Origin of the sequence: Streptomyces sp. NBC_00513 (genome assembly GCF_041431415.1) — a bacterium.
GTDB lineage: Bacteria > Actinomycetota > Actinomycetes > Streptomycetales > Streptomycetaceae > Streptomyces.
The window spans coordinates 1,129,479-1,156,276 of the sequence record NZ_CP107845.1 but is presented as its reverse complement, the minus strand read 5'-3'; the positions used below and the strand labels follow the sequence as shown (position 1 = coordinate 1,156,276).

Sequence of the window (26,798 nt, the reverse complement as noted above, 5' to 3'; positions counted from 1 at the left end):
GCCGCCGCCCCCGACGGCCCTACGGGGAGCCCGGGGCCGCCGGGGCCCCGGACGGTCGACGCAGCCGCCACACCAGGGGCCACCACAGCGCGAGCACCAGCAGCCACACCAGATGTCCGGCCCTGGCGTCCCGGGCCGTCAGGCCCACCGCCAGGACCAGGGCCAGCGGCGGACCCGTCAACAGCAGCGCCCACGGCACGCTCCGCCCCGAGCGGGCCACCGCCGCGCCCGCGATGACGAGGTACACCGCGAGGCTCCCGCACATCAACCACCGCACCCGCTCCGGCACGGCCGCGTCGGTGTACGCGACCGAGTCGCCGAGGGCCGCCGCCAGCGCCGCCACCGACCCCGCCACGAAACAGTGCAGAGGCAGCGTGAGCCGGACGGGCACGGCGCCCGGGGCCAGCAGCGGCACCCCGTCCGAGCCGTGGCGCAGCGACAGCGACCACAGCAGGATCAGCAGCAGGAAAGCGCCGGTCCCCACCGCGTACAGCGCGGAGTCCCACGCCACCTCCGAGGCCTCGGACACCGTCTGGGCGATCCCCTCGCCCAGGACGATCAACACGAACAGGCCCAGCCGTTCTCCGAGATGGGAAGCGTCGGTGTACGCGGCCCGCAGCTTCCGGGGCGGCCGGTGTCCCGTCCACACCGCCGCGTCCTCGGACGCGTCCCCCTCCCGGCCCGCCGGGGACTTCGTGGACACCGCGAACATCACCACCAGGTCGATGGCCAACCCGAGCGCCCACAGCGCGTACCGGGCCGTCCCGTCGAACCACATCGACACCACCCACGGCGTCAGCCCCAACCCCAGGCGGGTGATCGGCAGGTCCGCCACGTACTCCCGGCGTCGCTCCCAGGCCTTCCCGGCCAGCGACCGCACGAGGATGTAGGCGAGCGCGAACGCGGCGGCCTGTTCCCCCTCCCGCACCCCGTGCACCGCGGCCGCCATCACGGCCAGCCCGAACATGCCGGCCAGCACCCTCCACACCCGGACCTGGTCGCGGGTGACGTTGCCGTAGACCGTGAACAGCATCCAGCCCGTCCAGAACGCCAGGAACATCACCGCGTACAGCCCCAGATCGGCCCACGCGGGACCGCCGTGCAGCAAATGCGCCAGCTGCGCGACACCGGCCACCGCCGTGAGGTCGAAGAACAACTCCAGCCATGAGGCGTGACGCTCGCTCTGCTCGTTCTCCGCCGGGGGCGCCGAATCGGTCATATGGGGATGATAGGTAGGGTGGGTCCATGAGTGGAGAGAGCGACCTGCGGAAACTGCTGAGCGGCATGCGACCTGAGCTCAACGAGGGGACCTACGTCTTCTGTACGGTCCCCGGCCCCACCGCACCCGACGGGGTCACACCCGTCGCGACCGTCCTGGAACCCGAGGGACTCACCCTCGTCCTGCGCCGCGAGGACGCCGACGCGGCCGGACTCGCCTACGACTACACCGCAGGATGGATCACCCTGCGCGTGCACTCCGCCCTCGACGCGGTCGGCCTCACCGGAGCGTTCGCCGCCGAACTCGCCGCACACGGCCTCAGCTGCAACGTCATCGCCGGATACCACCACGACCACCTGTTCGTGGCCGCCGAGCGGGCGGCCGAGGCCGTCGCCGTACTGGAAGGGCTTGCGGTCCGTTCGGCACACTGAACGGGCGTCTCCCGGAGGGTCGGAAAAGTTTCCGATCTTTCCCGACCATCGACCTGTCACCGCGTGCGCGCGGGCGTACTCTGATGCCCCGAACAGGCCTGGGGGGTACCAGTCATGACGGACCGCCGGACCCGTACGCGGCGCACGATGTTCGAACGCGAGGCGGAACTCGCCACCGTGGAAGAGGCGCTGGAGCAGCTCATCGCACGGGGCACGGACGGCCGCGGGGCGACCGGCGCCCTGCTCGCCTTCTCCGGCCCGGCCGGCCTCGGCAAGACCACCCTGCTCACCGAGGTACGCCGCCGCGCCCACGCCCGCTCCTGCACCCTGCTGGCCGCCCGCGGCGGCGAGCAGGAGCAGAGCCAGCCCTTCCACGTCGCCCGCCAGCTCATACAGCCCCGGCTGGCCGCCCACACCGAAGCCGAACTGCGCGAGACCCTCGGCAGTTGGTACGCCATCGTCGGGCCGGCCCTCGGCCTGTGCGCCCCCGAACAGGGCGCCCCGCCCGACCCCCAGGGACTGCGCGACGGCCTCGACTGGGTCCTCACCCACCTCACCGTCCAGCGCGCCCCCGTCGTCCTCGTCCTCGACGACGCGCACTGGGCCGACCCCGAGTCCCTCGGCTGGCTCGCCGCCTTCGCCCCGCGCGCCGAGCACCTTCCCCTGCTGCTCGTCGTCGCCTACCGCCCCGACGAACTCCCCTCCCACGCCGAAGCCTTCCGTACGCTGCCCGGCCGGGCCGGACAGCGCCCGCTCTCCCTCGCCCCGCTCAGCGCCGCCGCCGTCTCCACCCTGATCCGCGAGACCGTCGGCGGCCACGCCGACGACGCCTTCTGCCACGAGGCCTGGGCCGTCACCACCGGCAACCCCTTCGAGGCCGTCGAGCTCACCGCCAGGGTCCGGGACAAGGGCCTCGCCCCCGTCGAGGCCAGCGCCCCGCTGCTGGCCGACCTGGCCGCCGCGCAGCGCGGCAGCGGGCTCGTCGCCCGCCTGCAGAACCTGGGCCCCTCCACCGTCCGCTTCGCCTGGGCCTGCGCCGTCCTCGGCACCGCGATCCCCCAGGACATCGCCGCCCGCGTCGCCGGCCTCGGCACCGAGGAGGCCGGCGACGCCACCGGACGACTGCGGGACGCCCGCATCCTCTCCGGCGCCGCCGATCCCGTCGGCGGTGAAGCGCCCTTCACCGGGCTGGAGTTCGTCCACCCGTTGATCGCGACCGGCATCTACCGGGCGATCCCGGACGCCCTGCGGGTCGCCCTGCACGGCAAGGCCGCGGCGGCCGTCGTGGACGCCGGCCTCGGCCCCTCCGCCGCCGCCCGCCATCTCCTGGAGACCCACCCCGAAGGCGACCCCTGGGTGGTGCGCACCCTGCGCGAGGCCGCCGGCGAGAACCTCCGCGCCGGCGCCCCCGAGGCCGCGCGCCGCCAACTCGCCCGCGCCCTGCGCGAACCCCCGGACTTCGACGAGCGCGCCGCCGTCCTCTACGAACTCGGCTGCGCCTCCCTGCTCACCGAGCCCGCCAACACCGTCAACCACCTGAGAGCGGCCCTCGCCGAGCCCTTCGACGACCCGGCCCTGCGCCAGGGCATCGTCATCCGGCTCGCCCAGGTGCTCTCGCACAGCGATCGGCTCGCCGAGGCCTCGGACTCCCTCGCCCGGGAGATCCCGCACACCCACGAGGTCCGGGCCCGACTGCGCCTGCAGTCCGAGCAGTTCATGTGGGACGCGTTCAACGCCGCCGAACCCGACTCGCCGGCCCGCTCCCGCCGACTGACCAAGCTCGCCGACCGGCTCACCGGCCGCGACCTCACCGAGCGGTACGTCATCGGCCTGCGCGCCTGGGACGCCTGCCTGCGCGGAGAACCCGTGGACGTGGTCCTGCACCACGCCGGCCGGGCCCTGACCACCCACTTCAGCTGGGCCCACGAGGACCGGGGCTTCGAGGTACCCGTGCTCACCGCCATGGTCCACATGTACGCCGACCGGCCGTGGCGCGCGGAGGAGCTGTTCGAGGCCGGCACCGCCGAGTTCGAGCGCCAGGGCTGGCGCGGCGCCCACCTGTCCTTCGCGTACAGCCTGCGCGCGTACATCCGATACCGGCGCGGACGGCTGGTGGAGGCGGAGGAACTGGCCCGCGCCGGACTGCGGCTCGCCGAACGCGTCGGGCGGCGCACCCCCGTGCACTGGTACGCCATCGCCATCCTCGTCACGACACTGCTCGCCCGCGGGCGGGCCGACGAGGCCTGGAAGCTGGCACGGGAACACGAGTACGCCGAGCCCTTCCCGGCGGCCGTCGTCTTCCCGGACTCCCAGACCGTGTACGCCGAACTCCTGCTGGCCCGCGGCGACACCCGGGAGGCCGTCGCCGAACTGGAGTCCGTCGAACAACGGTTGACTCCGCGCGGCATCCAGAACCCGTCCTGGTGCCCGTGGCAGCTCCTCCTCGCCAGGGCGGTCGCGGCCGAGGACCCGACCAGGGCGCGCACCCTCGCCTCCGACGCGGTCGGGCGCGCCCGCGCCTTCGGCGCCCCCTCCGGCATCGGCCAGGCCCTGCGGGTGGCGGCCGAGGTCGCGGAGCCCGCCGACCGCACCGGGCCGCTCACCGAGGCGGTGTCCGTCCTGTCCGCCTCCCCGGCCGGATACGAGCTGGCCTGCGCGCTGGCCGCCCTGGGCACCCACACCGGGGACGTGGAGACGCTCGGGCGAGCGGTGGTCACGGCCCGGGAGTGCGGGGCCGACGGCCTGGAACGGACCGCGACACGGACCCTGCTCGAACGGGGCGGCCCCGTGCCGCGGGACACGGCCTGGCAGGCCGCGCCGACCGAGGAGGAGCTGAAGGCGGCGCGGGCCGCGGTCGCCGGACGCCCGGCCCCGTCGCCCCGGGAGTTGTCCGCCGCGTACCGCAAACTCGGCACCGACCTTCCCGGACTGCCGCAGGCCCTGGAGGCGTACGACCGCGCCACCCGCTGAGCGGGCGGCGGGCCGGACGCGGACGCCCGCGTCGGGCCCCGGCGCTACGTGAGGCCTGCGCCGCCGGCCCGACCGACGCTCGCCGGCTCCGCGTACGACACCTCGCGGGCGCGGAAGGCCGCGACGGCGGGGGAGCGGCGCAGCGCCCGGGAGACCGCCACCAGGTTGGGGACCTCGGTCGCGTCGCCCCCGGGTGCGGCCGGCGCGGGCGACCCGGCGGACCGCCCCGCACCCGCCTTCGAGAAGCTGCGGATCGCGGCGACCACGGCCACGGCCTCGGCGGTCGCGGCGGCCCGCGCCGGACTCTCACTCCGGGCGACGGCCTCCTGGAAGGCGGTGCGCCGCACCTCGGGATCCAGGTACGGCTGGAGCTTGAGCAGTCCGTCGTTGATCCGGGTCCGGCGCTGGACGAGCCGCCGGCTCAGCGAGGAGCGCCGGGGAAGCCTGAGGGCGCTGCCGTCGACGACGGCCAGTTCGTCCGCGAAGGCGCCCAGGGACCGGTACTGCCGGAAGTCCTGCCAGAGCCGCTGGAGCGCCTCGCCGGCGTGCGGCAGGACGAAGCCCGCCGCGACGAACACCGCGCACACCGACGCGACGGGCGGCGCCACGTAGGTACTGAGCCAGTCCAGGTCGTGGCCCGTCCAGCGGGCGATCACCGCCGTCAGCTTCACGGTGTCGTAGCCGATGTTCAGCAGGAACCCGACGACCAGGAGCGTCAGCCCCGCGCGCAGCCACCCCGCCACCTGCCGCAGCCAGGTCCAGGTCACCGAGGCCGTGATCACGCAGGCGACGGTGTGGGCGAGCAGGTAGAGGAGGATGTGCTCACGCATCCAGGGTGTGGTGGCGTAGTAGGTGTCCAGGTCCCGCAACCGCTCGACCGGCACGTCGGCGAGCGCGAAGGTGCCCCACAGCCCGGCGACGGCCGCGCAGTAGACGAGGCCGATGACGTACGTGGTCCGCCGGACCCGGAGCGGATCGCCGCCCCGCCAGTGGATCACCATGACCAGGCACGAGGCGCAGAACAGCGTGAGCACCGTGTAGACGACCGGCGCCGCGAAGTTGCTGATCCCCGAGACACGGTTGATCGTCGCCAGGGTCTCCGGCCGGCCGAAGTAGAACACCCCGGAACCCAGCACGAGCAGGCCGCCGACGTTGCGCACGTTGGGATCGATCCGCCAGAAGCGGATCATGACCGGGAGTCGGATCGCGAAGGCGAGGGTGAGGATCGCCGCCGGGATCAGGTAGGGGATGTAGAAGGCGTCGGACGTCACCGGAACCCGATCGGTCCGCGGCCGCCGAGGGTGTTGCCGATGCGGCCGGCGACGTCGTCGCGCCAGGCGGCGCCGGGAGTCGTGCCCGAGGAGGCCAGCCAACCCCGGCAGCGGTCGCCGAGCAGCAGCCCGAACGTCTCGGCCTCCATCTCGTCCGCGTCCTCGTAGTGGGAACGCGCCGCGACGGTCGCGTACGTCAGGTCGGGGCTGCCCGGCAGCGACCTGGCGGCCGCGGTGGGACCGAGACCGGGCACACTGCCGTGCCCGGCCCGCATGTGCCACAGCTCGTGCCCCAGGATGACGAGCTGGTGGTCGGGCGTCGTGTGCTTCTCCACCACGACGATGTCGTAGTCCTCCATGTTCAGCCACAGCCCCGACGTGGTGAGCTCCGGCGGGAACCGTTCGAAGCGCAGCAGGATCGGACGCCCGCCGCGCGACGCGCTCATCGCGTCGCACAGCGCACGGAAGAGGGCGTGCGGTTCAGCGGTCGACTCCACGTCGAGTGACGTGGTCAGCGCGTTGCACAGCTTGCGCATGGACCGGGCCACGCTCATGCTTCCCCCTCCCCTGCGGACTCCTCGAACACCGCGGACGACGAAGCGCCGGCGGTTCCGGGAAGCAGTGTCCCCCGGGCCGGGGCGAGGGGCTCCCCCCGAGGACGGATGGATACCGGTCCGTGACGCCGCCCCGCCGGCCGGCATCCGGTGCGGGCACGAGCCTGAGCGGGCGTCACGGCGGGAGACGGAACGGACTCGGCCATCTGCCTGCCCTTCCTCGGACCAGCGGCCGATCGTCGATGTGCACGTCGCGGACAAGGGTAAGTCGTTGAAATCGCAAGATCCATACCGGTCAACCCACGAAGTCGCGTCGCACGCCACCGGCGGATGCACGACGGACACCGCGCGCCGGTGCCGTCGATCAAGGGCCGACCGGTCCCACACGGGCGAACCGGAAGGAGCGGGGGAAGCCGGCGGACGGGGCGACGGCTCCGGACGCTCCGGGCGGCGGGCGCGGGGCCGGGTCGGATGAGGGGGCCCGGGGCCGGAAAAGGGTCCCGGCCACGTACCATGGCGGCATGTCCTTCCTCCGCCGCCACCGCGCCGCCACACCCGCCGGCCCGGACTTCGACGTCCTGGCCATGGACCCGGGGGACTGGCCGGGCAACCTCGGGGCCGGGCTGCTCCCCGCCCCCGACGGCAGCTGCCAGGGCGTCTTCCTGCGCTACGACCTGTTCGGCGGTCGCGGCCCCGCGATGATCATCGGCAATCTCCCCGAGGGCTCGCCCGCCCGGGACCTCGCCGACAAGCAGGTCCCCTTCGAGGTGGCCCAGCTCCTCGACGCCCTGGAGAACGACGAGGACGTCGAGGTCACCGGAGTCGAGGACTGCCCCGTCATGCAGGGCGACAACCTCCTCATCGTCCGCAAGGTCAAGCTGTCGGAGTCCCGCATCTCCTGCGTGCAGTTCGACCGCAGCGACAACGTGCTGGTCACCATCGCCAGCTGGGACCGCCCGATCACCGACGACCTCTACGCCCTCCTGAAGCCGCTCCCGGCCGAGCTCTTCCAGCAGGGCTGACCTCCGGCCCCGCCGCCCGCCGCGCGACCGGCCGGCAGCGGGCGGGCGGCGCCGGGCCTGCCTCAGGCGTCCGCGATGTCGTTCGCCGCCACGTACCCGAACGTCATCGCGGGGCCGATCGTCGATCCGGCCCCCGCGTAGCTGTGACCCATCACCGCCGCGCTCGCGTTGCCCGCCGCCCACAGGCCGCGGATCACCGAACCGTCGGCCCGCAGGGCCCGCGCCCTCGCGTCGGTGACGATGCCGCCCTTCGTCCCCAGGTCGCCCGGCACGATCTTGAAGGCGTGGAAGGGCGGCGCCCAGATCGGCGCGAGACACGAGTTCGGCTGGACGTTCGGGTCCGTGTAGTAGTGGTCGTACGCCGTGTCGCCCCGGTGGAAGTCGGCGTCGTTCCCGCTCCACGCCTGCGCGTTGAACCGGTTGAGGGTCGAGCGCAGCGCACCGGCGGGCACCCCGATCTGGTGGGCGAGCGCGTCCCAGGTCCACGCCTTCTTCGCCGCGCCCGACTGGTACCAGGAGTCGGGGAAGACGAACGTCGGCAGGATGTCCTTGAACAGGTACTTGTTCCGGTAGTTCTGATCCACGATCAGCCAGGCCGGTATGTGCGAGCCGACCGCTCCCCGATCCTTCTCGTACATCACGTGCACCACGTCGCTGTAGGGCGCCGCCTCGTTGACGAACCGCGTGCCGTTCCCGTTGACGATCAGCCCGCCCGGCAGGGTCCGTTCGGCCAGACAGAAGTACGGCTCACCGGGCAGCGGGATCGACGGCCCCCACCAGGCGTCCTCCATCAGCCCCAGCGCCGCGCCGGCGCGCTGCCCCGCGCGGATCCCGTCACCGGTGTTCTCCTTCGCACCGACCGACCACTCGGTGCCGATGGGCTGTTGCTGGTACTGGGCCCGCATCTGCGCGTTGTGCTCGAAGCCGCCCGAGCCGATGATCACGCCCTTGCGTGCCCGCACGGTCCCCCGTACGCCGTCCTTCTCCACCACCACACCGGTGACGGCCCCGCCGTCCTGGACCAGGTCCACCAGGGGGCTGTTCAACCACACCGGGACCCCCGCCCGCTGGAGGCCGGCCCGCAGTCCGGCGGCGAGGGCCTGGCCCATGGTCAGCGGCTTCTCCCCGCGCAGCGCGGCCTTGGTGCCGCGCGCCAGGCACTCCGCGGACACCGCCAGGCCCTTGGCACTGACGGCCGCGAGGTTGAGCCACTTGTAGTCCTGGCTGAAGACGACCATCCCGGCCGGCACCGGCAGGTACGCCGGGTTCAGGCGGGCCAGTTCGGCGCCGAGGACGTTGCCGTCGATCTGATCGGGCTCGATGGAGCGGCCGTTCGGCAGGCCGCCGGGCAGGTCGGGGTAGTAGTCGCTGTAGCCGTCCATGAAGCGGAACCGCAGAGGGCTGTTCGCCATGACGAAGTCCAGCATCCGGGGGCCGTTGGCGAGGAAGGCCCGTTGCCGGTCCACCGGCACCTCGGGCCCCACCACCGCCGAGAGGTACGTGGCGGCCTTCGCCGGCGTGTCGGGCACACCGGCGCCCAGGATCACCGAGTTGTTCGGCAACCAGATGCCGGCCCCCGACCGGGCGGCCGATCCGCCGAAGGTGGGGGCCTTCTCGACCACCAGGACGCTCAGACCCCGCTTGGCGGCGGTGAGCGCGGCGGTCATTCCGGAAGCGCCGGAGCCGACCACGACGACGTCGTACTCGCCGAGCGGGTCGCCGTCGGCGGCCCGGGCGACGGCCCCCGGCAGCACGGTGGCGGCGAGTACGCCGGCTCCGGTCCCGGCGAGGACGGTCCGGCGGGAGGGCAGGGCGGGGCGTGCGCGATCGGGGCTCGCGGACATGGCAGGCTCCAGCGGGTCGGGGAAGCGGGCGTGTCCGGCACTTCTGATGCCGAGTCAGAAAAGGTCTTCGGGGGATCATGTGAAGTCAAGGCATCCGGCGCCGCCGCTTCCCGCGGGACCCGCCACCACCCCGGGTACGACCCGTCACCGCCCTCGGCGCGTCCCGCCGCCGACCCCGGACGCGCGGAGGTCCCACGACGATGACCGCCGTGGGACCTCTTCGCGCAACCGTCCGCTTCAGCGCGTGCCGACCGCCGCGCGCACCGCCCTGCGAGCCATCCCGCAGTCGTCGTGCAACCGGCGCAGCAGCAGCCGCTGCTCCTCGCCCGAGGACAGGGAGCCCGCCGGCGTCGACTGGGCGGGGGCGGGCGCCGCCATCGAGCGCTGAACCGCCGTCTCGGACATCCTGATCTCCCGCGTCAACACGAGCATCAGGTTCACCAGGAAGGCGTCCCGCGCCGCCGGTCCCTGCTGCTGCGCCAGCCTGCTGATCTGACCGCGGGCGGCCGGGGCGTCGCCCAGCACGGTCCACAGGGTCGCCAGGTCGTAGCCCGGCAGGTACCAGCCCGCGTGTTCCCAGTCGAGGAGCACCGGGCCGGCAGGGGACAGCAGCAGGTTGGACAGCAGGGCGTCACCGTGGTTGAACTGCCACGGGGTGCCGGCGAGCTTCAGGCCGTGCAGCAGCTTCTGAAGGTCCCCGAAGTCCCGGTCGGTCAGCAGCCCCAGCTCGTGATCACGGGTGATCCGCCGGGCGTAGTCCATCGGGTGTCCGAACAGTTCGGGCGCCGGACGCCACTGGTTCACCCGACACACCGCCCCGAGGGCCGCCCGGACGTCGGCCCGCGGCGGGGCCTCCACCGGGTGCCGCTGGAGCGCGGCGACCCGGCCCGCCATCCGCTCCACGACCAGTACGCAGTTCTCCGGGTCGGCGGCGATCAGGCGGGGCACCCGGACCGGCGGACGGTTGCGGACGAACGTCCGGTACGCAGCTATTTCGTGCCGGTACCGCTCGCGCCATTCGGGCGAATGGTCCAGTAACACCTTCGCGACGGCCGTCATCCGCCCGGTGGTGCCCACGAGGAGGACCGAACGACCGCTGCGTCGCAGCACCTGCACGGGTGCGAACTCCGGACAGATCCGTTGCACCGAGGCGAGCGCGGTGCGCAACTGCGCTCCCTGCGGCCCCGAGAGGTCGATTCTTCCGCTCGGCGTCTGGGTTCCGGTGCCCGGCATCCGCCGGGTCCGCAGTGCGCCCTGGGGCAGGTTGGCCGGGCGGCCGGGTTCGAGGTAGGGGCCGCCACCGGCCGGGAGCGTACGGTGCGGCCGGACCGGTGCGGACACGGAGGTCGTTGCTGCGTACATGGCGTTTACAGTTCCCTTCGTGCGCCGACGAGTTGCGTACGCCGCCCCGCCGGATCCCGTGCTTCACCCTGGGGAGTTCCGTCGGTGACCGGGTCGGGGAGGCGCATTCCTACCTGACACCCGACCGTGGGTGGCGGACCATCTTGCGTGCCCTGGCGAAGCCTGGCGAATAGTCGCTGGGCATCTGACGGGGGGCTACTGTCAACTCAGCCGAGAACCTGGGGGCTTGACGTGAGCAAAGGTCCAAACACCCGTCTGAACGACCTGTTCGGCCTGGCCGGCTGGTCGAAGGGCGAACTGGCGAGGATGGTCAACCGGCAGGCGGCGGCCATGGGCCACCACCAACTGGCCACCGACACCTCGCGGGTGCGGCGCTGGATCGACATGGGGGAGACCCCGCGCGAACCGGTGCCCACGGTACTGGCAGCACTGTTCACCGAGCGGCTCGGTCGTGTCGTGACCATTGAGGACCTCGGGTTCGTACGGCAGCGGCGCACCTCCAAACGGCAGCCGGACGGGGCGCAGGAGAACCCCGACGGAGTGCCATGGGCGCCCGAACGCACAGCCGCGGTCCTCACCGAATTCACGGGAATGGACCTCATGCTCAACCGTCGCGGCCTGATGGGCGCGGGAGTCGCGCTCACCGCAGGAACAGCCCTCAGCAACGCCATGTACGAATGGCTGCACACCGATCCCGCCGCCGCCAAGGACGCGCAGCGTTTCGGAGACAACGCCTACCAGGCGGATCAGGCGGGTTACGACCGCTACGAGGCCGCCCCCATCGGCTCCCAGGAGATCGAGGCACTGGAGCGTTCCGTCGAGGTCTTCCGCGCCTGGGACGCCTCCAGAGGTGGCGGACTCCAGCGCAAGGCCGTCGTGGGCCAGCTCAACGAGGTGGGCGGCATGCTCGCGTACCGCCACCCCGACCACCTCCAGCGCAGGCTGTGGGGGGTGGCGGCCAACCTGGCGGTCCTGGCGGGCTGGATGTCACACGACGTCGGTCTCGAACCCACCGCGCAGAAGTACTTCGTGATCGCCGCCCACGCGGCGCGCGAGGGTGGCGACCGGCCGCGCGCCGGCGAGGCCCTGTCCCGGGCCGCCCGACAGATGGTCCACCTCGGGCGGCCGAACGAGGCCCTCGACCTGATGAAGCTGGCGCAGTCCGGCTCCGGGGAGCAGACCCTGCCGCGCACGCGCGCCATGCTCCACACCATCGAGGCCTGGGCCCAGGCCGCCATGGGCAAGGGGCAGGCCATGCGGCGGACCCTGGGCGAGGCCGAGGACCTGTTCGTCTCCGACAAGGGCGACGTGCCGCCTCCGTCGTGGATGCAGCACTTCGACGAGGCCGATCTGCACGGCATGCAGGCCCTGGCCTTCCGCACCCTCGCCGATCACGACCCCTCGGTCGCGCCGATCGCCCAGCGGCACGCCCACGAGGCGCTGCGGCTGCGTGCGCAGGGGCACCAGCGGTCCCAGATCTTCGACTACATCTCCATGGCCTCGGCCTGCTTCATCGCCGACGACCCCGAACAGGCCGACCGCTACGCCCGGCTGGCCCTGGTGTCGATGAACGAGACCTCCTCGCACCGGACATGGGACCGACTGCGCGAGATGTACCGCCTCACCGGCCAGTACGCCGGGTACGCGCGCATCGAGGACCTGCGCCAGGAGATCGAGTCGGCCCTGCCGAACAGCCCTGTGGCGCCCAGGCCGGTGTGAGGTCCGCGCCGCCGGCGTCGGGCCCGGCGCACGAGGCCTCACCCACTTCCGCGGGCACGTGGGAAGGGCCGCGCCCGGGGCGCGGCCCTGAAGGAAACGAGGGAGAACCTGTCCGGACGCCCCTACGCTCCGACCCGGGCGACCAGCACGCCGGCGTCGCCGTCGCGCTCGTGCTCGCCGAACTCCTCGGTGACCATCCGCAGGCAGTCCTGCGCCGACCGGGCCGTGGCGAACCCCGGCGCGAGCGCCAACAACCTCTCGGTGCCGTCCGTTTCGGTGAGTCCGAAGCCGCTCGGGGTCAGCCCGTCCGTGCGCAGGAGCAGTACATCGCCGCTCTCCAGCTGCTCCTCGGCCTGCCCGTACACGGCACCGGGGGTCGCCCCCAGCAGCGCGCCCTCCGGCGGTCGCAGGGAGCGGCCGCGACCGCGACGGAACAGCAGGGGGGCCGGGTGTCCGGCCTGGGCCCAGGACAGCAGCCGGCGGGCGGGATCGTAGCGGCAGCAGACGGCCGAGCCGAGCACCGGTTGCACGGAGGTGTCCAGGAGCTGGTTGAGCCAGCCCATCAGGGGGCCCGGCTCGATCCCGGCCATGGCCATCCCCCGCAGGGCACCGAGGAGCATCGCCATTCCGGAGGTGGCGGTCACCCCGTGTCCCGTGAGGTCGCCGACCGTCAACAGTGAACGGCCGTCGGGCAGTTCCAGCGCGTCGTACCAGTCCCCGCCGATCGGCGCGCCCGTCGTGGCGGGCAGGTGGCGTGCGGCGACGTCCAGCGCGCCGGTGCTGTCGTGCGGGAACCGCAGGGAGCCGCGCCACGGGGGGAGCACGGCTTCCTGCAGCTCGACCGCCAGCCGGTGCTCGGTCTGCGCGATGTCCCGGCGGCGTTGCAACGAGTCCTGTGACTCGCGCACCGCGCGCTGGCTTCGGCGCAGCTCACTCACGTCCCGCAGCACGGCCCACATGGAGGCCGTGCAACCGTCGGAGTCGAGTACCGGCTCGCCCCTCATGTGCAACGTCCGGACGCGGCCGTCGGCCCGGACGATGCGGAACTCGCCGTCGATCGGTTTGCCGTCCACCAGGCAGTCGGTGACCATCGCGGTCAGCGCCGGCTGGTCCTCGGAGAACAGGGTCGAGCCCAGTTCGTCGAGGGGCAGCGGGCCCGCCTCGGGGGACCGGCCGAAGATCTGGAAGAGTTCCTCGGACCAGGTCACCGCGTCGGTGAGCAGGTTCCACTCGGCGCTCCCGACCCGGGTCGGTGGTTCTTCGGGCAGGTCGTCGGACGCCCCTCGCGGGAGCTCGACGAGCTCCTCGGGGGCGGGCGGCAGCCCTTCCTTGAGTTGGCCGAGGTGCCGGCCGAGGTCGTCGAGGTGGTGCACGGCGAGGTCGCACAGCGCCCGTTGCCACCGGCCCTGCGCGTCGTCGTCCGCGACCGCGTCGCGGCGCACCGCGTTCACCTCGCCCCGCAGCCGTCGGGTCTGTGAGATCAGGGCGTCCACCGGTCCCGGCTCGGGAGGCTGCGCGGGACGGTCCGCGTAGAGATGGGACGGCATGAGGACTCCGATACAGGCGCGGCACGGCCAGGTCTGAAAGAAGGACCGGCATCGACTGTGGCACAGCCCGCGGAGGGTCGTAAGCGGTTTGGCAACATCTGTTAGAGCCTTGCCCGGGGCATATGCTCGCGGCCTCCCGGATGCTGCGCGGCTGTGCGAACGAATCCGGTCACCCCGTCCGGCGCCCCTGGGGTGGAGTCGCACCGGAGGAGCCGTGCCTCCGTGGCGGGACCCGGCCGGAAACCGGCCCCCGGGGCGGCCCCGGTCGAGCGTGCGGCCGAAGTGTGCGAGTGGACAAGGCCGTTGTGTCCCCGCCGGCCTCCCGCCGCCGTGACGCGCGAGGTACCCCCGAACGAAGGACCCCTCGCCGCCGGCGGGCGGCGCGTCCGCTCGCCCCGGAGCGGGTTCCCCTCGCACTCGGTGATCGCTACGCTACGTGTCGGTAATCAGTCGGGGAGGTCCGTTCCGCGGGCCGCGCGGGACAGGGGCCACGGGGACATGAGCGGTCAGGGCGGCGACACCGGGCAACGCCGCGACACGGGGCAACGCCGCGACGCGGGACGGAGCCGGCGCTCGTTCCTCACCCACCTCGTGGCCGCGCCGACCCTCGCCCTCGTCACCCGCGTCGGCGTCGACTCCCTCGCCCCGCAGCCCGCCCACGCGGTGATCCCGAGCCTGCCCGCCATCGCCGACCTGGTGGACCTCGGCGACCTGTTCATCCTGGCCGGGGCGCCCACGTCCGCCCTGCTGGCCCTCGCCGTCGAATCGGACGGCACCATCCGCTTCCGACTGCCCCGGGAGGAGGTCGGCCAAGGCCTCACCACCGCCGTGGCCATGCTCGTCGCCGAGGAACTCGACGCCCCGCTGGCCCACGTCCGGGTGGAACTGGACGACGCCCGGCCCGAGTTGCTGTTCAACCAGCTCACCGGGTCCTCCAACGCGATCCGCTCCCTCTACGGGCCCGTCCGGCAGACCGCCGCCACCGCCCGGGCCCGCCTCGTCGCCGCTGCCGCCGCCCGCTGGAACCTCTCCGCCGCCGCCCTGACCACGGCGAACGGCGTCGTCCGGGCCCCCGACGGGCGCACCGCCGACTACGGCGGCCTCGCCTCGGCCGCCGCCGCGCCCGGCCTGATCGTCATCGGAGCCACCCCGAAACCACCGGCCCGACACACCCTCGTCGGGCAGCCGACCAGCCGCGTCGACGCCCGCGCCATGGTCACCGGAGCCCTGCGCTACACCCTCGACCTCGACGTGCCCGGCGCCAAACCCTGTGTGCTGCGCCGACCGCCCACCCTCGGCGGCAGCGTCCGGAGCGTCGCCAACCTCGCCGCCGTCCAGGCCATGCCCGGAGTCCTGCACGTGGTCACGATCCCCACCGGGGTCGCCGTCGTCGCCGAGACCTTCGGGCAGGCACTCGACGCCAAGGCCGCCCTCCGGGTCGAATGGGGCCCCGGCCCCGCCGACCGGCTCTCCGACGCGCAGGTACGGACGAAGCTGCGCGCCGCCACCCCGCCGCCGCTGGTGCCGCCGCTGCTCACCCCGTACGTGGACGCCGAATTCGACTTCGCGTTCGTCAGCCACGCCCCGATGGAGACCAACTCCGCGGTGGCCGACGTACGGGACGGGCGGGCCGAGATCTGGTCCGGGCTCAAGTCCCCGATCGTGGCCCGCCAGACCATCGCCGCCGATCTCGGACTGCCGCTCGACAAGGTCACCGTGCACGTGGTCCAAGCCGGCGGCTCCTTCGGGCGGCGCCTCTTCTTCGACGCCGCCCTGGAGGCCGCCCGGGTGTCCAAGGCCTGCCGCCGCCCCGTGCGCCTGATGTGGACGCGCGTCGACGACACCCGCCACGGCCGGATGCGGCCGGCCACCCACCACAGGATCCGCGCCACCCACGCCCTGGGCGAAGTGCTCACCTTCGAACACCGGGTGGCCGCCGCCGAGACGGACTTCCGGCACGGCCTCGGCGAGATCATCACCGCCACCGCGGCGAACCTGCCGCTCGGCCTCGGCAACGCCACCCTCGCCCAGACCCTGTTCCACACCACGATCAAGTCCCCGTACCACTTCGGGCTCACCACCCAGGCGCTCACCGAGGTGCCGACGGGAGGCCCCACCGGCTCGTGGCGCTCGGTGTACTCCGCCAACACCCGGGGCGCCGAGGAGATCGTCGTCGACGAACTGGCCGCGCGGATGGGGAAGGACCCGTACGACTTCCGCCGCGCCTTCCTGAAGACCGACGCCCAGCGGGCGATCCTCGACAAGGCCGCGCGGGAGGGGGAATGGGGGCGGGCGATGCCGGCCGGGTGCGCACAGGGCATCGCCTTCCACGAGGAGTACAAGTCGCGCACCGCCTGCCTGGTCGAGATCGACACCCGCGACCCGGAGCACGTCCGCGTCACCAAGGCCGTCATCGCGGTGGACGTGGGCCTGCCCGTCAACCCGCGCGGGCTGGAGGCCCAGATGATCGGCGGTCTCACCGACGCCCTCTCCACCACCCTGCGCGCCGGACTGCACCTCGACAACGGGCTTCCTCTGGAGGGCAGTTACAGCCAGTTCCACTGGGCGAGGCAGCGCGACACCCCCAAGGACGTACGGGTCTTCGTACTTCCGGCGACCGGCACCGAACCGGGCGGCGCCGGCGAACTCGGGGTGCCCGCCGCCGTCGGGGCCATCGCCAACGCCTGGGCCCGGGCCACCGGCAAGAAGCCGCGGAGTTTCCCGCTCGACTTCGACGTGGACTTCACCCCGTACCCCCGCTAGGCCCCCCGTTCCGTTTCCATCTCCCGCCTCGTTCTCGCCACCACCCCAGGAGCGCCGCGCCGTGCCCTCGCACACCTTCACCGTCAACGGGCGGAGCGTCACCGTCGACGCGCCCGACGATCTGCCCCTGCTGTGGGTGCTCCGCGACATGCTGGGTGTACGCGGCCCCAAGTACGGCTGCGGCGTGGACGTCTGCAAAGCGTGCACCAGCCACCTCGACGGCACGGACATCCGCCCCTGCGTGGTGCCCGTGTCCGCCTGCGCCGGCAAGGCGGTGACCACCATCGAGGGCCTGGCCGACGGAAACGACCTGCACCCGGTGCAGGAGGCCTGGCTCGAACAGGATGTCGCCCAATGCGGGTTCTGTCAGCCCGGCCAGATCATGGCCGCGGTGGCGCTCCTGCGGCGGACGGCCGACCCCACCGACGAGGACATCGACGCCATCGCCAACATCTGCCGCTGCGGAACCTACTTCCGCATCCGCGAGGCCATTCGCAGTGCGGCCGCGAAGATGTGAGCACGGCAGGCGACACAGCCCACAGAGCGGGTGAACCGGACAAAGGTTGACCGATCATGCCTGAATGAGGCGTATCAATGCGAAACGCGTGCTGGTCGGTGAGCCGCTCGACACCGCGCGCCTGGGCGAGACCCTGCTTCCCAAGCGGCTCGCGCTGCCCATCTTCTGCAGCGACCCGCTCTCCTCGGTGGCGTACGCCACCGAGGAGATCCTGCTCATCCTCGCCCTCGGCGGCGTGACGCTGCTCCACCTCACCTGGTACGCGGCAGCCGCCATCGTCTTCCTGATGATCGTGGTCGTCGCCTCCTACCGGCAGACCTGCCACGCCTACCCCGGCGGCGGGGGCGCCTACATCGTCAGCTCCGAGAACCTCGGCCCGACGGCGGCGCTGACCGCCGCCAGCGCGCTCCTCGTCGACTACGTGCTGACCGTCGCCGTCTCGGTGGTCTCCGGCGTCGCCGCCATCACCTCCGCCATCCCCTCGCTCAGTGACCACGAAGTCGTGCTGTCGGTCGGCTTCGTGGTGCTGCTGACCCTGATGAACCTGCGTGGCGTGCGGGAATCGGGCCGGATCTTCGCCATCCCCACCTATGGCTTCGTGCTCGTCATCTACGTCATGTTCGCGGTCGCCGCCGTACGGATCGCGACCGGTGCGACCATCCGCGCCGAGTCCGCCTCCCTGCCCATCATCGAGACCGAGACGTTCACGGGCCTGGCGCTGGTGTTGCTCGTGATGCGCGCCTTCGCCTCGGGCTGCACCGCGCTGACCGGCGTCGAGGCCATCAGCAACGGGGTCCCCGCCTTCCGCAAGCCCAAGAGCCGCAATGCCGCGAACACGCTGGCGATCATGGGCGTCCTGTCCGTGACCATGTTCCTCGGGATCACCATCCTCGCCATGGCGTACCAGGTGCACGTCGCGGCCGACCCGACGGAACTGGGCCTCGCCCCCGGGACGCCCACCTCGACCGCGCTCGCGCAGATCGGCCGGGCCACCTTCGGCAGCTGGCACTTCCTCTTCTACCTGCTCCAGGCCGTCACCGCCGGGGTGCTGATCCTCGCCGCGAACACCGCCTTCAACGGATTCCCGATGCTCGCATCGATCCTCGCCAAGGACCGCTACGCGCCGCGCCAGCTCTTCAACCGCGGCGACCGGCTCGTGTACTCCAACGGCGTCGTGCTGCTCGCGCTGGCCGCCATCGCCCTGATCGTCGCCTTCGACGCCGAGCTGACGCGCCTCATCCAGCTCTACATCATCGGAGTGTTCGTCTCCTTCACCCTGTCCCAGTCGGGCATGGTCCGGCACTGGAGGCGCGTACTGGCCTCGCCCGACACGGCGAAGGGGGAGCGGGTGCACATCCACCGCCGACTCGCCATCAACGCGGTCGGCGCGGCCATGACCGCCCTGGTGCTGGTCATCGTCCTCATCACCAAGTTCACCCACGGCGCCTGGTTGGTCGTCATCGCCATGCCGCTGCTGTTCGTCGGCATGAAGGGGGTCCGGCGTCACTACGACACCGTCGCCGACCAGGTGGCCGTCGCACCCGGGGTCAGGCCGCGCAAACCCTCCCGCCACCACGTCGTGGTGCTGGTCTCCTCCGTGCACGCCCCGACCCTGAAGGCGCTCGGCTACGCGCAGGCCCTTCGGCCCGACAGTCTCACGGCGGTCAGCGTCGCGGCCGACGCCGAGGACGCGCACCGGCTGCGCGAGGCCTGGGCCGGGCACGACCCGGGGGTCGCGCTCAAGGTGCTGCACTCGCCGTACCGCGATGTGGTCGGGCCGGTCCTGGAGTACGTGCAGGAGCTGGCGGCCGCGGAGGGGACGGACATGCTCTCGGTGGTCATTCCCGAGTACGTGGTGGGGCACTGGTGGGAGCAGCCCCTGCACAACCAGAACGCGCTCCGGTTGAAGGCCCGGTTGCTGTTCACGCCGGGTGTCGCGGTGATCGACGTCCCGTACCTGCTGGAGTCGGCGAAGCCGGCCGAGACGGCCGACCCCACCGAGGCGCGGCGTTAGCTCAGGCCCGCGGCCCGGCGCCGCGCAGCAGCTCCAGTTCGCCGCGGAGCGCGAGCACCCGGTCGTGCTCCAGTTCCGCCGCGTAGAACTCGTGGGCCGCCCGGAGCCGTGTCTCGCGGTCCTGGGCGGCGGTCAGCTCGGCGGCCGCCCGGGCGGCTTCGGGGGTGTGGGACGCGGGGTCGGCGGGGGTGTGCGCCATGGTCTCTCCCGGTGGTGCGTGGGGGGTCGGAACACGACCGAGCCTTGTACACGGCCGGTGGCCGCCGGGCATCCCGTGAGGTCGAGCCGGCTGAAAATCGCCCCCTGGTTACCGGCTGGTAAGTCGCTGGTGGTCAGCCAGTTGGCCCTTTCGGGCCGAAAGGGCGCTCCTGCGGCTTTGGCCGGGATGCGACCTGTTCCGTCGAGGCGTGCCGGACCACCGCCGCGTGCGCCAGGGCCAGCTCCACCACATGGGCGGGATCGGAGAGCGAGCGGCCGGTCAGCTGCTCCAGACGGCGCAGCCGGTTGGAGACCGTGTTGCGGTGGCAGTACAGCCGCTGGGCGGCGTACGAGGTCGAGCCCTGGCAGGTCAACCACGTGCCCAGGGTGGTCAACAGCACCCGGCGGTCCTCCGGGGGCAGGGCCAGGACCGGCCCCAGCACCACCTGCCGCAGTCGGCCCGCGAGTTCGGGCTGCCCCGCCACCAGCGCCGCCGGGAGTCGTTCGTCCAGCAGCACGGTGAGCGGACCGGTGGAGACGGGGGAGGCGCGCAGCGCGAGGGCCGCCAGCCGGCGGGCGCGGGCCAGGTCGGCGGCCTCCGCCACGACGGGGCTGACCCCGGCCCGTACGCCCGACGGGGCGAGCAACTCCCGTACGGACTCCAGCGGGTGGTGGCCCAGTTCCACGAGGCCGGTCTCCCCGTCGGCGCGGTTGCGCCACAGCACGCGCGGAGCGACGGGATCCGGGCCGGCCTCCGGGAGGCCGGGCGGTGCCAGCACGATCACCGCGAACCTGCCCCGCGCGGGCAGCCCCAACCGGGCCGCCGCCTCGGCGGCCTCCCCGGTGCCGTCGAGCAGCGCGTCCAGCAGGGACGCCCTGAGTTCCCGGTCGCGCTCGGCTCGGGGGGACTCGGCCAGGCGGTAGGCGTCGGACGCGGCGTCCGTCATCTGCTCCAGTACGTCCCACAGCGCGGCCGCGCCCGGCAACAGTCGGGGCAGCGCTGCCCGGTCGTGCGCGGCCACCGCCTCGGTGAGGGTCTGCCACAGCAATCGGCCGCCGTGCCGTCGGACGCGGAGCAGGGAGGCGAGCGGCAGTCCCTGTTCGGCCCGCAGGGTGCCGGTGGCCCGGGCCTCGGAGAGGTCCACCGGGAGACCTCGGGACTCGCGGACCATGCCGTCGACGGCCTGACGGAGGTGACGGTGGATCCGTTCGCGCAATTCGGTCCGCCCCAGCAGGGCGGCGTACGCGGGGTCCTCGGCCAGTGTGCGGTCGGCGAGCCGGTCCGCCGCCACGGCGATCCGGCGGTCCAGGTCCTCGCGTATCTCCTCGATGATCCGCTCCATGACCGGCAGGGTGACACGGGGGAGGGGCCGGTGGGGAGGGCCCGGAGCCCGCCGTGTCCGCTAGCGTGTCCTGAGCACTGCGCCTGAAGTACTCAGGGAGCCCGTTCCCGTACCCACCCCAGGAATCCGACCATGCGCCAGAATCCGGAACGTCGCGTCGCGCTGCTCGACGCCGCCATCGAAGTCCTGGCGCGCGAGGGCTCGCGTGGGTTGACCCTGCGGGCCGTGGACGCCGAGGCGGGCGTCCCCACCGGTACCGCATCGAACTACTTCGCCAACCGGGGTCAGCTCCTGGTCCAGATCCTGCACCGGTCCCGCGAGCGGCTCGCCCCCGACCCGGCGGACCTGGTCGGCCCGCTCGACACCAAGGTGCTGCTCGGCCGGCTCCTCGATCGGATGAGGCGCGAGCGGAGCGTGCACGTCGCGGCGCTGGAGCTGCGCCTGGAGGCCACCCGGCGTCCGGAGCTCCAGGCGGAACTCGCCGGCTTCCAGGGCGCGGAACTGGAGGCGAACGTCGCCTGGCACCTGGAGTCGGGGCTCCCCGGGGACCGGCAGGGCGTGGTGCTGCTGTACTTCGCGATGCTGGGCCTGATCGTGGACGACCTGACGGTTCCGAGTCTGTTGGACCCGTACCCGGTCGACGATCTCCTGGAGGCGATGGTGGAGCGTCTGCTCCCGGAGCGGCCGACGGACTGACCGAGGCGTGCGGGCGGTGCGAGGATGGCGTCGTGCGACGTATTGACGTTCTCTTGTTCGCTTCTTGATCAGAATGCGACGCGTTCCGGCCAGGCTGTCACGAGCTATCGCGCATGTTCCAGCGGAAAATGCCAGAACCCCCTTTCGTCGTGTGGAACTTGAGTAAGTTCCCTCCTGTCGCGCCGTACGACCGTGCACCCAGCACGTCTGGCCGGGAGGGGAGCCCGCGTGCCCGGGATCGACGAATGTCTGCTCGAAGCCATGGCCCTGCCTGGTGCACGGGGGGCCTCCCTCGTGGACTGGAGCAGTGGACTGGCCCTCGGCACCGCAGGGGATTCGCCGGTCGGAGACCACGAGACCACCGCCGCCGAGACCGCCGAACTGGCCCGGGCGGCAGCCGAGTACGAATCCTTCGCCCCCGAGACCGGGGGAGCCGGCCAGTCGGACCTCGCCGGCCCGCCGGTCGAGGACCTGATCGTCACCACCCGCAGCGGCTACCACGTGTTGCGCTTCGTCGAGACGAGCTTCGACAGCAGCGTGTTCCTGCACCTCTGGCTCGACCGCGCCGACGGCAACCTCGCCCTCGCCCGGCACAGACTCCGCGCACTGGCCGAAGGGCTGGTGCTCAGATGAACACCCCGACCCTCCCCGCCAACCCCGTGGAAGTGTCCCCCCTGTTGACCCGCCTAGCCGCCGAACGCGCCACCGGCGCCCTGCTCCGCGACCGGGGCACCCTGTTCCTGGAGGACGGCCGCGTCGTGCACGCCGAGAGCCCCTCCACCCCCGGACTCGACGTACTGCTCACCACCGGTGGCGGCCTCGCCCCCGAGCGCTGGAACGACGCCGTGAACCAGGCCGGAGCCCGCCGCCAGGTCGCCCGCTACCTCGTGGACAGCGGCGGCCTGGCGGGCGGCGAGCTGGAGATATGCCACCTCGCCGCGATCTTCGACGCCGCGTTCTTCGCACTGTCGCCGGGCAGCGGCCCGTCCCGGTTCCGCCGCGGCGCCACCCACTGGATCGGTTCCGTGCGCTCGGTACCCGCGGCCGCCGTCGAGCGGGAGACCCGCCGCCGCCGGGAACTGCTGGACGCCGTCTGGCCCTACCCGCTTCTGGACACCGCCCCCGTGATACCCCGTCAAGCCGCACCCGGGCAGACGATCACCGCCAGGCAACGCCTCCTGCTCCATCAGGCGGACGGCAGACGGACCCCCGCCGACCTCGCGTGGGTGCTCGGCCGACCGGCCTTCCACACCCTGCTCGACGTTCGCAGACTCGCGGCGGCCGGTCTCGTCGAGACCCCGCACGCACCGGCCCCGATACCCATGGCCGAGACACCCCTGCCCGACTGGATGACCCAGGCCCAATCCCCGGACGTGGCCCTGCTCCGCCGGTTACGCGACGCACTGGAGGCAAGCCTGTGAGGCTCCCGCTGCGACCGGTTCTGCGCACCGACCGCTCCGAGCGGAGACAGCCCGAAAGGAGGAAGGCCGACATGAGCACGGCGATGGTGAACGCCGAGGCCGAGGCCGAGATACTCGCCGAACTCCGGCGGCTGAGGGCCCGCCTCCCCCAACTCACCGGTGCCCTCGCGGCGAGCGTGGACGGTCTGGTGCTCGCCCACGACAGCGCCGCCACCGAGGCCGAGTCCGTCGCGGCCCTGACCGCCGCCGCACTCGGTGTCGCCCGGCGACTGAGCGACAGCACCGGCCAAGGCGGATTCCGCGAACTGCTGGTGCGCGGCGAATCCGGCTACATCGCCACCTACGCCGCGGGCGAGGCGGCCGTCCTCACGCTGATCGCCGAACCGCGCGTCAATGTCGGCCGACTCCACCTGGAGGCCCGCCGATCCAGCCTGCGCATCACCGAGCTCATCGAGCACAGCCTCGGCCGACGAGGCCCGGTGGCACCGCCGATGCCCACGCAGGCTCCGTCGACCTGAGCCGCACACCCCCACCGACCACTGACACGAACAGCAGAACCCCGGACAGTCACCGAAGAAAGAGGAACCTCTCATGGCCACTGTGGAAACCGCCCTCAAGGAAGCCACCACCGTCATCGACGGCGCGCTCGGAGCGGCGCTGGTCGACTACGGAAGCGGCATGGCGCTCGGCACCATCGGCGGGGGCAAGGACCTCGACCTGGCCGTCGCCGCGGCGGGCAACACCGACGTGGTGCGCGCCAAGGTGCGCACGATGGAGATGCTCGGACTCCAGGACGAGATCGAGGACATCCTCATCACCCTCGGCGGGCAGTACCACCTGATCCGACTCATGAAGGCGAGGGGTTCCAGCGGATTCTTCCTCTATCTCGCGCTCGACCGGGGTCGGGCGAACCTCGCCATGGCCCGGCACCAACTGAAGAAGATCGAAGCCGATCTGGAGATCTGACGGCCCCCGGGCAGGCCGCGACGGCGCGGTGGCGGACGGCGCGATGTGCTGCCGTCCGCCCCGGCGGCGCCTGGCCCACAGGGGTGAGATCCGGAGCGACGTGAACCCGTCCTGCGCCCACCGATGAGTTTCGGGCGCGGGGTCGGTCTGTATGTGCGGGACCGTGTCCCTCACCGCACGACTCTGGAGGCAGTCATGACCAGCAACCCGTTCACCACGTGCCTGTGGTTCGACGGCCGGGCCGAAGAGGCCGCCGACTTCTACCTGTCCGTCTTCAAGGACGGCCGGATCGGCCGGATCGGCCGCTACACCGAGGCCGGCCCCGGGCCGGTCGGCGAGGTGATGGTGGTCGAGTTCGAGATCAACGGCCAGAGGTTCATCGGCCTCAACGGCGGCCCCCAGTTCCCCTTCACCGAGGCCGTCTCCTTCCAGATCCCCTGCGCCGACGACGCGGAGGCGGACTACTACTACGAGGCCCTGACCAGGGACGGCGGCCAGGAGTCGGCCTGCGGGTGGGTCAAGGACAAGTTCGGCCTGTCCTGGCAGGTCACCCCCACCGAGGCCATCGACCTGATCAGCGACCCGGACCCGGGCCGAGCCGCCCGGGCCAGTGCCGCCATGCTCCGGATGAAGAAGCTCGACGTCGCGGAGATGCGGCGGGCGGCCGACGCCGGGTAGCGGAAGTGGGCTACCGGGCGGCGATCCGCGCCAAGAGTTCCGGGAGGGCGGTCCCGATCGGCTCGCGGATCACCTCGTCGGCGAGGGAGTCGTACGGCGTCTCCTGCGCGTTCACGATGATCAGGCGGGCCCCCGCCTCCGCGGCCATCGCGGCCAGCGAGGCGGCGGGCTGCACCTGGAGCGTCGAGCCGACCGCGATGAACACGTCACACCCCTTCGCCACGGCCATCGCCTGCCCCAGCACCTCGGGATCCAGCCGCTGGCCGAACATCACCGTGGCGGGCTTCTGGATCCCACCGCAGAGCGGACAGGCGGGATCCGGGTCCCCTCCGGCGACCCGGGCCAGCGCCTCCTCCATGGTGGAACGGGCCCGGCACCCGGTGCAGAGCACCGATCGGGCCGTTCCGTGCAGCTCGAACACCTTGCGTTCCGGCAGTCCGGCGAGCTGGTGCAGTCCGTCCACGTTCTGGGTGAGGACGCGCACCGGTGTACCACCGCGCTCCAAGGCGGCCACGGCCAGGTGCGCGGCGTTGGGGCGCGCGTCGAGCGCCCCCATCTCGGCGCGCATCAGCCAGGAGCGACGTCGGATCTCCGGATCGGCCATGTAGTGCGAGTAGGTCACGAGTTTCTCGGCGTCCGGTTCCCGCCGCCACAGGCCCTGCGGTCCCCGGTAGTCCGGAATCCCGGAGTCGGTGGACATTCCTGCCCCGCTGAACACGGCGACGAGTGATTTCCCCATGCCGCGACCCTACGTACGGTCCACCGCCCGACGCGACCGGATTCCGCGCCGTCGCCCACCACCCCGTGACGGGGGCGGTGGTACGGCCTGCGGCCGAAAGGGGCGGTTCTCGGCCGAATCCGGCCCCCACTGGGGTGAGGCCCGGCCGCGTCCCTCCGCTTGGGCACGGGCGGGCGGCTACAAACCGGACATGACGCTCACCCCCCGCCTCACCGGCGCCCTCCTGCTCTCCCTGCTCGCGCTGCCGGCCCCGGCCCTCGCGGCCCCCGCGCCGGCTCCGGCCCCCGGCCCCGCCGTCGCCGCCGGGCCGCACCGGCACTCGGCCGCGGAGATCAGCCGCTTCCTCACCGTCTTCTACGGCAAGCACGGTCCCTCCCGGTACGGCCGGGAGCATCGCGTCTCGCAGGTGCTGAAGGACAAGCAGCGGGACAACCCAGAGAGCGACGTGCTGCTCTGCGCACAGGGGCAGCCCCGCACCATCGGCGTCGGCGCGGTCACGGTCGCCGCGTCCGCGGGCGTCGGCTGGGCGACCGTCACCACCGGCTGGGACTCCGAGCACACCGACACCTTCACCGCGTACGTACGGCTCGACTCCCAGCCGATCCGGCTCGACGACGTGATCTGCGCGGGCTGACCCCCGCGCGCGTCTGGTACAACACCGGGCATGACGGGATTCGAGATCGGCGGCGCGAGCGCCGCCGACATGGAAATGATCCGCGCCTGGGCCGACGAGGAGGGCTGGAATCCGGGTGACACCGACCGCTTCGCCTTCGCGGTCGCCGATCCCGACGGCTTCCTCGTCGGCCGGCTCGACGGTGAACCGGTGGCCTGCGTCTCCGCCGTGCGTTACGGCACGGGCTTCGGCTTCATCGGCTTCTACATCGCCCGTCCACGGGTCCGCGGCCAGGGCTACGGCATCCGACTGTGGAAGTCCGCCATGAGTCGACTCGACGGCCGCCTCGTGGGGCTGGACGGAGTGGTCGAGCAGCAGGACAACTACCGCAGGTCCGGGTTCCGTCCGGCCTGGAACAACGTCCGCCACGAGGGCGTGCCGCAGGCCGGGGACGACGGCGGGGTGCGCGTCGTGGACGCCGCCACCCTCCCCTTCTCCCGACTCGCCGCCTACGACCGGAAGTTCTTCCCCGAACCGCGCGACGCCTTCCTGTCCGCGTGGACGGGGCTGCCGGGCCGCACGGCCCTCGCCGCCGTCCGGGACGGTCGGGTCGAGGGACTCGGCGTGGTCCGGCCGTGCAGCGGGGCCTCCCGCGTCGGACCCCTGTACGCGGCCACGCCGGAGGTGGCCGCCGCCCTGCTGCGGCGGCTCGCCGAGCACGCCCCCGGCGGGGAGATCGCCGTGGACGTGCCCGACGCGAACCCGACGGCCACCGCCCTGCTGGCCGCGCTGGGACTGGTCCCGACCTTCGAGGCCGCACGGATGTACACGGGGCCGGCGCCCACGGTCGACCTGCCGGGACTGTACGGTGTCGCGAGTCTCGAACTGGGCTGACAGCGAAGGGGAGTTCG

At 72.6% G+C, this 26,798-nt stretch carries 24 protein-coding genes; 15 read left to right on the top strand and 9 right to left on the bottom strand.

Annotated elements, in window-relative coordinates:
• Positions 1–19: 19 nt before the first annotated feature.
• Positions 20–1,219, bottom strand: coding sequence for a low temperature requirement protein A (locus tag OHA84_RS05580; RefSeq protein WP_266972952.1), 1,200 nt, complete (start codon positions 1,217–1,219; stop codon positions 20–22).
• A 26-nt stretch (positions 1,220–1,245) separates the two neighbouring features.
• Between OHA84_RS05580 and OHA84_RS05575 the strand changes: the two genes are divergently transcribed.
• Positions 1,246–1,650, top strand: coding sequence for an ACT domain-containing protein (locus tag OHA84_RS05575; protein ID WP_266972954.1), 405 nt, complete (start codon positions 1,246–1,248; stop codon positions 1,648–1,650).
• 114 nt (positions 1,651–1,764) lie between these two features.
• Positions 1,765–4,620 carry an AAA family ATPase gene (locus tag OHA84_RS05570; RefSeq protein WP_266972956.1) on the top strand — a complete coding sequence of 952 codons (2,856 nt, stop codon included), beginning with the start codon at positions 1,765–1,767 and terminating at the stop codon, positions 4,618–4,620.
• Positions 4,621–4,664: 44 nt separating this feature from the next.
• Here the strand turns inward: OHA84_RS05570 and OHA84_RS05565 are convergent, their stop codons facing one another.
• Positions 4,665–5,891, bottom strand: coding sequence for an MAB_1171c family putative transporter (locus OHA84_RS05565; protein WP_053682052.1), 1,227 nt, complete (start codon positions 5,889–5,891; stop codon positions 4,665–4,667).
• Positions 5,888–6,445, bottom strand: coding sequence for a toxin-antitoxin system, toxin component (locus tag OHA84_RS05560; RefSeq protein ID WP_234350228.1), 558 nt, complete (start codon positions 6,443–6,445; stop codon positions 5,888–5,890). Before OHA84_RS05560 ends, OHA84_RS05565 begins: the two co-directional genes overlap by 4 nt.
• Positions 6,446–6,966: 521 nt before the next feature.
• Here OHA84_RS05560 and OHA84_RS05555 point away from each other — a divergent pair.
• On the top strand, positions 6,967–7,467 hold the full coding sequence (locus OHA84_RS05555; RefSeq protein WP_053682053.1) for a hypothetical protein: 501 nt from the start codon (positions 6,967–6,969) through the stop codon (positions 7,465–7,467).
• Positions 7,468–7,529: 62 nt separating this feature from the next.
• Here OHA84_RS05555 and kstD read toward each other — a convergent pair whose 3' ends face one another.
• Together kstD and OHA84_RS05545 are read right to left on the bottom strand one after the other, a co-directional pair.
• Positions 7,530–9,311: a 3-oxosteroid 1-dehydrogenase gene (gene kstD, locus OHA84_RS05550; RefSeq protein ID WP_266972960.1), complete on the bottom strand. Its 1,782-nt coding sequence runs from the start codon at positions 9,309–9,311 to the stop codon at positions 7,530–7,532.
• Between the two features lie 237 nt (positions 9,312–9,548).
• Positions 9,549–10,673 carry an aminoglycoside phosphotransferase family protein gene (locus tag OHA84_RS05545; protein ID WP_053682055.1) on the bottom strand — a complete coding sequence of 375 codons (1,125 nt, stop codon included), beginning with the start codon at positions 10,671–10,673 and terminating at the stop codon, positions 9,549–9,551.
• A gap of 231 nt (positions 10,674–10,904) precedes the next feature.
• Here OHA84_RS05545 and OHA84_RS05540 point away from each other — a divergent pair, with 231 nt between their 5' ends.
• Positions 10,905–12,392, top strand: a complete 1,488-nt coding sequence (locus OHA84_RS05540) for a hypothetical protein (protein ID WP_053682056.1) — start codon at positions 10,905–10,907, stop codon at positions 12,390–12,392.
• Positions 12,393–12,514: 122 nt separating this feature from the next.
• On the opposite strand, the gene OHA84_RS05535 is transcribed toward OHA84_RS05540, so the two are convergent.
• Entirely contained in the window at positions 12,515–13,939 is a 1,425-nt protein-coding gene (locus OHA84_RS05535; protein ID WP_053682057.1) for a PP2C family protein-serine/threonine phosphatase, read from the bottom strand.
• A gap of 498 nt (positions 13,940–14,437) precedes the next feature.
• Between OHA84_RS05535 and OHA84_RS05530 the strand changes: the two genes are divergently transcribed.
• The 3 genes from OHA84_RS05530 to OHA84_RS05520 all read left to right on the top strand — a co-directional run bounded on the left by OHA84_RS05530 (position 14,438) and on the right by OHA84_RS05520 (position 19,233).
• The gene (locus OHA84_RS05530; protein WP_266972965.1) at positions 14,438–16,702 is read left to right on the top strand and encodes a xanthine dehydrogenase family protein molybdopterin-binding subunit; all 2,265 of its coding nucleotides are present in this window, start codon (positions 14,438–14,440) and stop codon (positions 16,700–16,702) included.
• 61 nt (positions 16,703–16,763) lie between these two features.
• Positions 16,764–17,219, top strand: coding sequence for a (2Fe-2S)-binding protein (locus OHA84_RS05525; protein WP_266972967.1), 456 nt, complete (start codon positions 16,764–16,766; stop codon positions 17,217–17,219).
• Between the two features lie 64 nt (positions 17,220–17,283).
• Positions 17,284–19,233, top strand: a complete 1,950-nt coding sequence (locus OHA84_RS05520; RefSeq protein WP_266972969.1) for an APC family permease — start codon at positions 17,284–17,286, stop codon at positions 19,231–19,233.
• 1 nt (position 19,234) lies between these two features.
• Here the strand turns inward: OHA84_RS05520 and OHA84_RS05515 are convergent, their stop codons facing one another.
• Both OHA84_RS05515 and OHA84_RS05510 read right to left on the bottom strand, forming a co-directional pair.
• Positions 19,235–19,432 (bottom strand): hypothetical protein, encoded by a 198-nt coding sequence (locus tag OHA84_RS05515; RefSeq protein WP_053682061.1) that lies wholly within the window; start codon positions 19,430–19,432, stop codon positions 19,235–19,237.
• Positions 19,433–19,565: 133 nt separating this feature from the next.
• The gene (locus OHA84_RS05510; protein WP_266972971.1) at positions 19,566–20,774 is read right to left on the bottom strand and encodes a helix-turn-helix domain-containing protein; all 1,209 of its coding nucleotides are present in this window, start codon (positions 20,772–20,774) and stop codon (positions 19,566–19,568) included.
• A gap of 132 nt (positions 20,775–20,906) precedes the next feature.
• On the opposite strand from OHA84_RS05510, the gene OHA84_RS05505 reads away from it, so the two are divergent.
• The 6 genes from OHA84_RS05505 (at position 20,907) to OHA84_RS05480 (ending at position 24,535) form a co-directional block, all read left to right on the top strand.
• The gene (locus OHA84_RS05505) at positions 20,907–21,470 is read left to right on the top strand and encodes a TetR/AcrR family transcriptional regulator (RefSeq protein WP_266972973.1); all 564 of its coding nucleotides are present in this window, start codon (positions 20,907–20,909) and stop codon (positions 21,468–21,470) included.
• A gap of 228 nt (positions 21,471–21,698) precedes the next feature.
• On the top strand, positions 21,699–22,103 hold the full coding sequence (locus OHA84_RS05500) for a hypothetical protein (RefSeq protein WP_053682064.1): 405 nt from the start codon (positions 21,699–21,701) through the stop codon (positions 22,101–22,103).
• Positions 22,100–22,891, top strand: coding sequence for a hypothetical protein (locus OHA84_RS05495; protein ID WP_078999389.1), 792 nt, complete (start codon positions 22,100–22,102; stop codon positions 22,889–22,891). Before OHA84_RS05500 ends, OHA84_RS05495 begins: the two co-directional genes overlap by 4 nt.
• 71 nt (positions 22,892–22,962) lie before the next feature.
• Positions 22,963–23,409 carry a roadblock/LC7 domain-containing protein gene (locus tag OHA84_RS05490; protein ID WP_323181926.1) on the top strand — a complete coding sequence of 149 codons (447 nt, stop codon included), beginning with the start codon at positions 22,963–22,965 and terminating at the stop codon, positions 23,407–23,409.
• 73 nt (positions 23,410–23,482) lie between these two features.
• Positions 23,483–23,857, top strand: a complete 375-nt coding sequence (locus tag OHA84_RS05485) for a hypothetical protein (RefSeq protein ID WP_053682065.1) — start codon at positions 23,483–23,485, stop codon at positions 23,855–23,857.
• A 195-nt stretch (positions 23,858–24,052) separates the two neighbouring features.
• Positions 24,053–24,535, top strand: a complete 483-nt coding sequence (locus OHA84_RS05480; protein WP_053682066.1) for a VOC family protein — start codon at positions 24,053–24,055, stop codon at positions 24,533–24,535.
• A gap of 10 nt (positions 24,536–24,545) precedes the next feature.
• Here OHA84_RS05480 and OHA84_RS05475 read toward each other — a convergent pair whose 3' ends face one another.
• The gene (locus OHA84_RS05475) at positions 24,546–25,274 is read right to left on the bottom strand and encodes a Sir2 family NAD-dependent protein deacetylase (protein ID WP_053682067.1); all 729 of its coding nucleotides are present in this window, start codon (positions 25,272–25,274) and stop codon (positions 24,546–24,548) included.
• Between the two features lie 190 nt (positions 25,275–25,464).
• Between OHA84_RS05475 and OHA84_RS05470 the strand changes: the two genes are divergently transcribed.
• On the top strand, positions 25,465–25,908 hold the full coding sequence (locus OHA84_RS05470; RefSeq protein ID WP_053682068.1) for a hypothetical protein: 444 nt from the start codon (positions 25,465–25,467) through the stop codon (positions 25,906–25,908).
• Between the two features lie 30 nt (positions 25,909–25,938).
• Entirely contained in the window at positions 25,939–26,781 is an 843-nt protein-coding gene (locus OHA84_RS05465) for a GNAT family N-acetyltransferase (RefSeq protein ID WP_266972977.1), read from the top strand.
• Positions 26,782–26,798: the final 17 nt, after the last annotated feature.

Coding starts and splice junctions, on each gene's coding strand:
- OHA84_RS05580 (WP_266972952.1), bottom strand. CDS start 1,219: ATGACCGATTCGGCGCCCCCGGCGGAGAACGAGCAGAGCGAGCGTCAC.
- OHA84_RS05575 (WP_266972954.1), top strand. CDS start 1,246: ATGAGTGGAGAGAGCGACCTGCGGAAACTGCTGAGCGGCATGCGACCT.
- OHA84_RS05570 (WP_266972956.1), top strand. CDS start 1,765: ATGACGGACCGCCGGACCCGTACGCGGCGCACGATGTTCGAACGCGAG.
- OHA84_RS05560 (WP_234350228.1), bottom strand. CDS start 6,445: ATGAGCGTGGCCCGGTCCATGCGCAAGCTGTGCAACGCGCTGACCACG.
- OHA84_RS05555 (WP_053682053.1), top strand. CDS start 6,967: ATGTCCTTCCTCCGCCGCCACCGCGCCGCCACACCCGCCGGCCCGGAC.
- kstD (WP_266972960.1), bottom strand. CDS start 9,311: ATGTCCGCGAGCCCCGATCGCGCACGCCCCGCCCTGCCCTCCCGCCGG.
- OHA84_RS05545 (WP_053682055.1), bottom strand. CDS start 10,673: ATGTACGCAGCAACGACCTCCGTGTCCGCACCGGTCCGGCCGCACCGT.
- OHA84_RS05535 (WP_053682057.1), bottom strand. CDS start 13,939: ATGCCGTCCCATCTCTACGCGGACCGTCCCGCGCAGCCTCCCGAGCCG.
- OHA84_RS05530 (WP_266972965.1), top strand. CDS start 14,438: ATGAGCGGTCAGGGCGGCGACACCGGGCAACGCCGCGACACGGGGCAA.
- OHA84_RS05520 (WP_266972969.1), top strand. CDS start 17,284: ATGAGGCGTATCAATGCGAAACGCGTGCTGGTCGGTGAGCCGCTCGAC.
- OHA84_RS05515 (WP_053682061.1), bottom strand. CDS start 19,432: ATGGCGCACACCCCCGCCGACCCCGCGTCCCACACCCCCGAAGCCGCC.
- OHA84_RS05510 (WP_266972971.1), bottom strand. CDS start 20,774: ATGGAGCGGATCATCGAGGAGATACGCGAGGACCTGGACCGCCGGATC.
- OHA84_RS05505 (WP_266972973.1), top strand. CDS start 20,907: ATGCGCCAGAATCCGGAACGTCGCGTCGCGCTGCTCGACGCCGCCATC.
- OHA84_RS05495 (WP_078999389.1), top strand. CDS start 22,100: ATGAACACCCCGACCCTCCCCGCCAACCCCGTGGAAGTGTCCCCCCTG.
- OHA84_RS05490 (WP_323181926.1), top strand. CDS start 22,963: ATGAGCACGGCGATGGTGAACGCCGAGGCCGAGGCCGAGATACTCGCC.
- OHA84_RS05485 (WP_053682065.1), top strand. CDS start 23,483: ATGGCCACTGTGGAAACCGCCCTCAAGGAAGCCACCACCGTCATCGAC.
- OHA84_RS05480 (WP_053682066.1), top strand. CDS start 24,053: ATGACCAGCAACCCGTTCACCACGTGCCTGTGGTTCGACGGCCGGGCC.
- OHA84_RS05475 (WP_053682067.1), bottom strand. CDS start 25,274: ATGGGGAAATCACTCGTCGCCGTGTTCAGCGGGGCAGGAATGTCCACC.
- OHA84_RS05470 (WP_053682068.1), top strand. CDS start 25,465: ATGACGCTCACCCCCCGCCTCACCGGCGCCCTCCTGCTCTCCCTGCTC.
- OHA84_RS05465 (WP_266972977.1), top strand. CDS start 25,939: ATGACGGGATTCGAGATCGGCGGCGCGAGCGCCGCCGACATGGAAATG.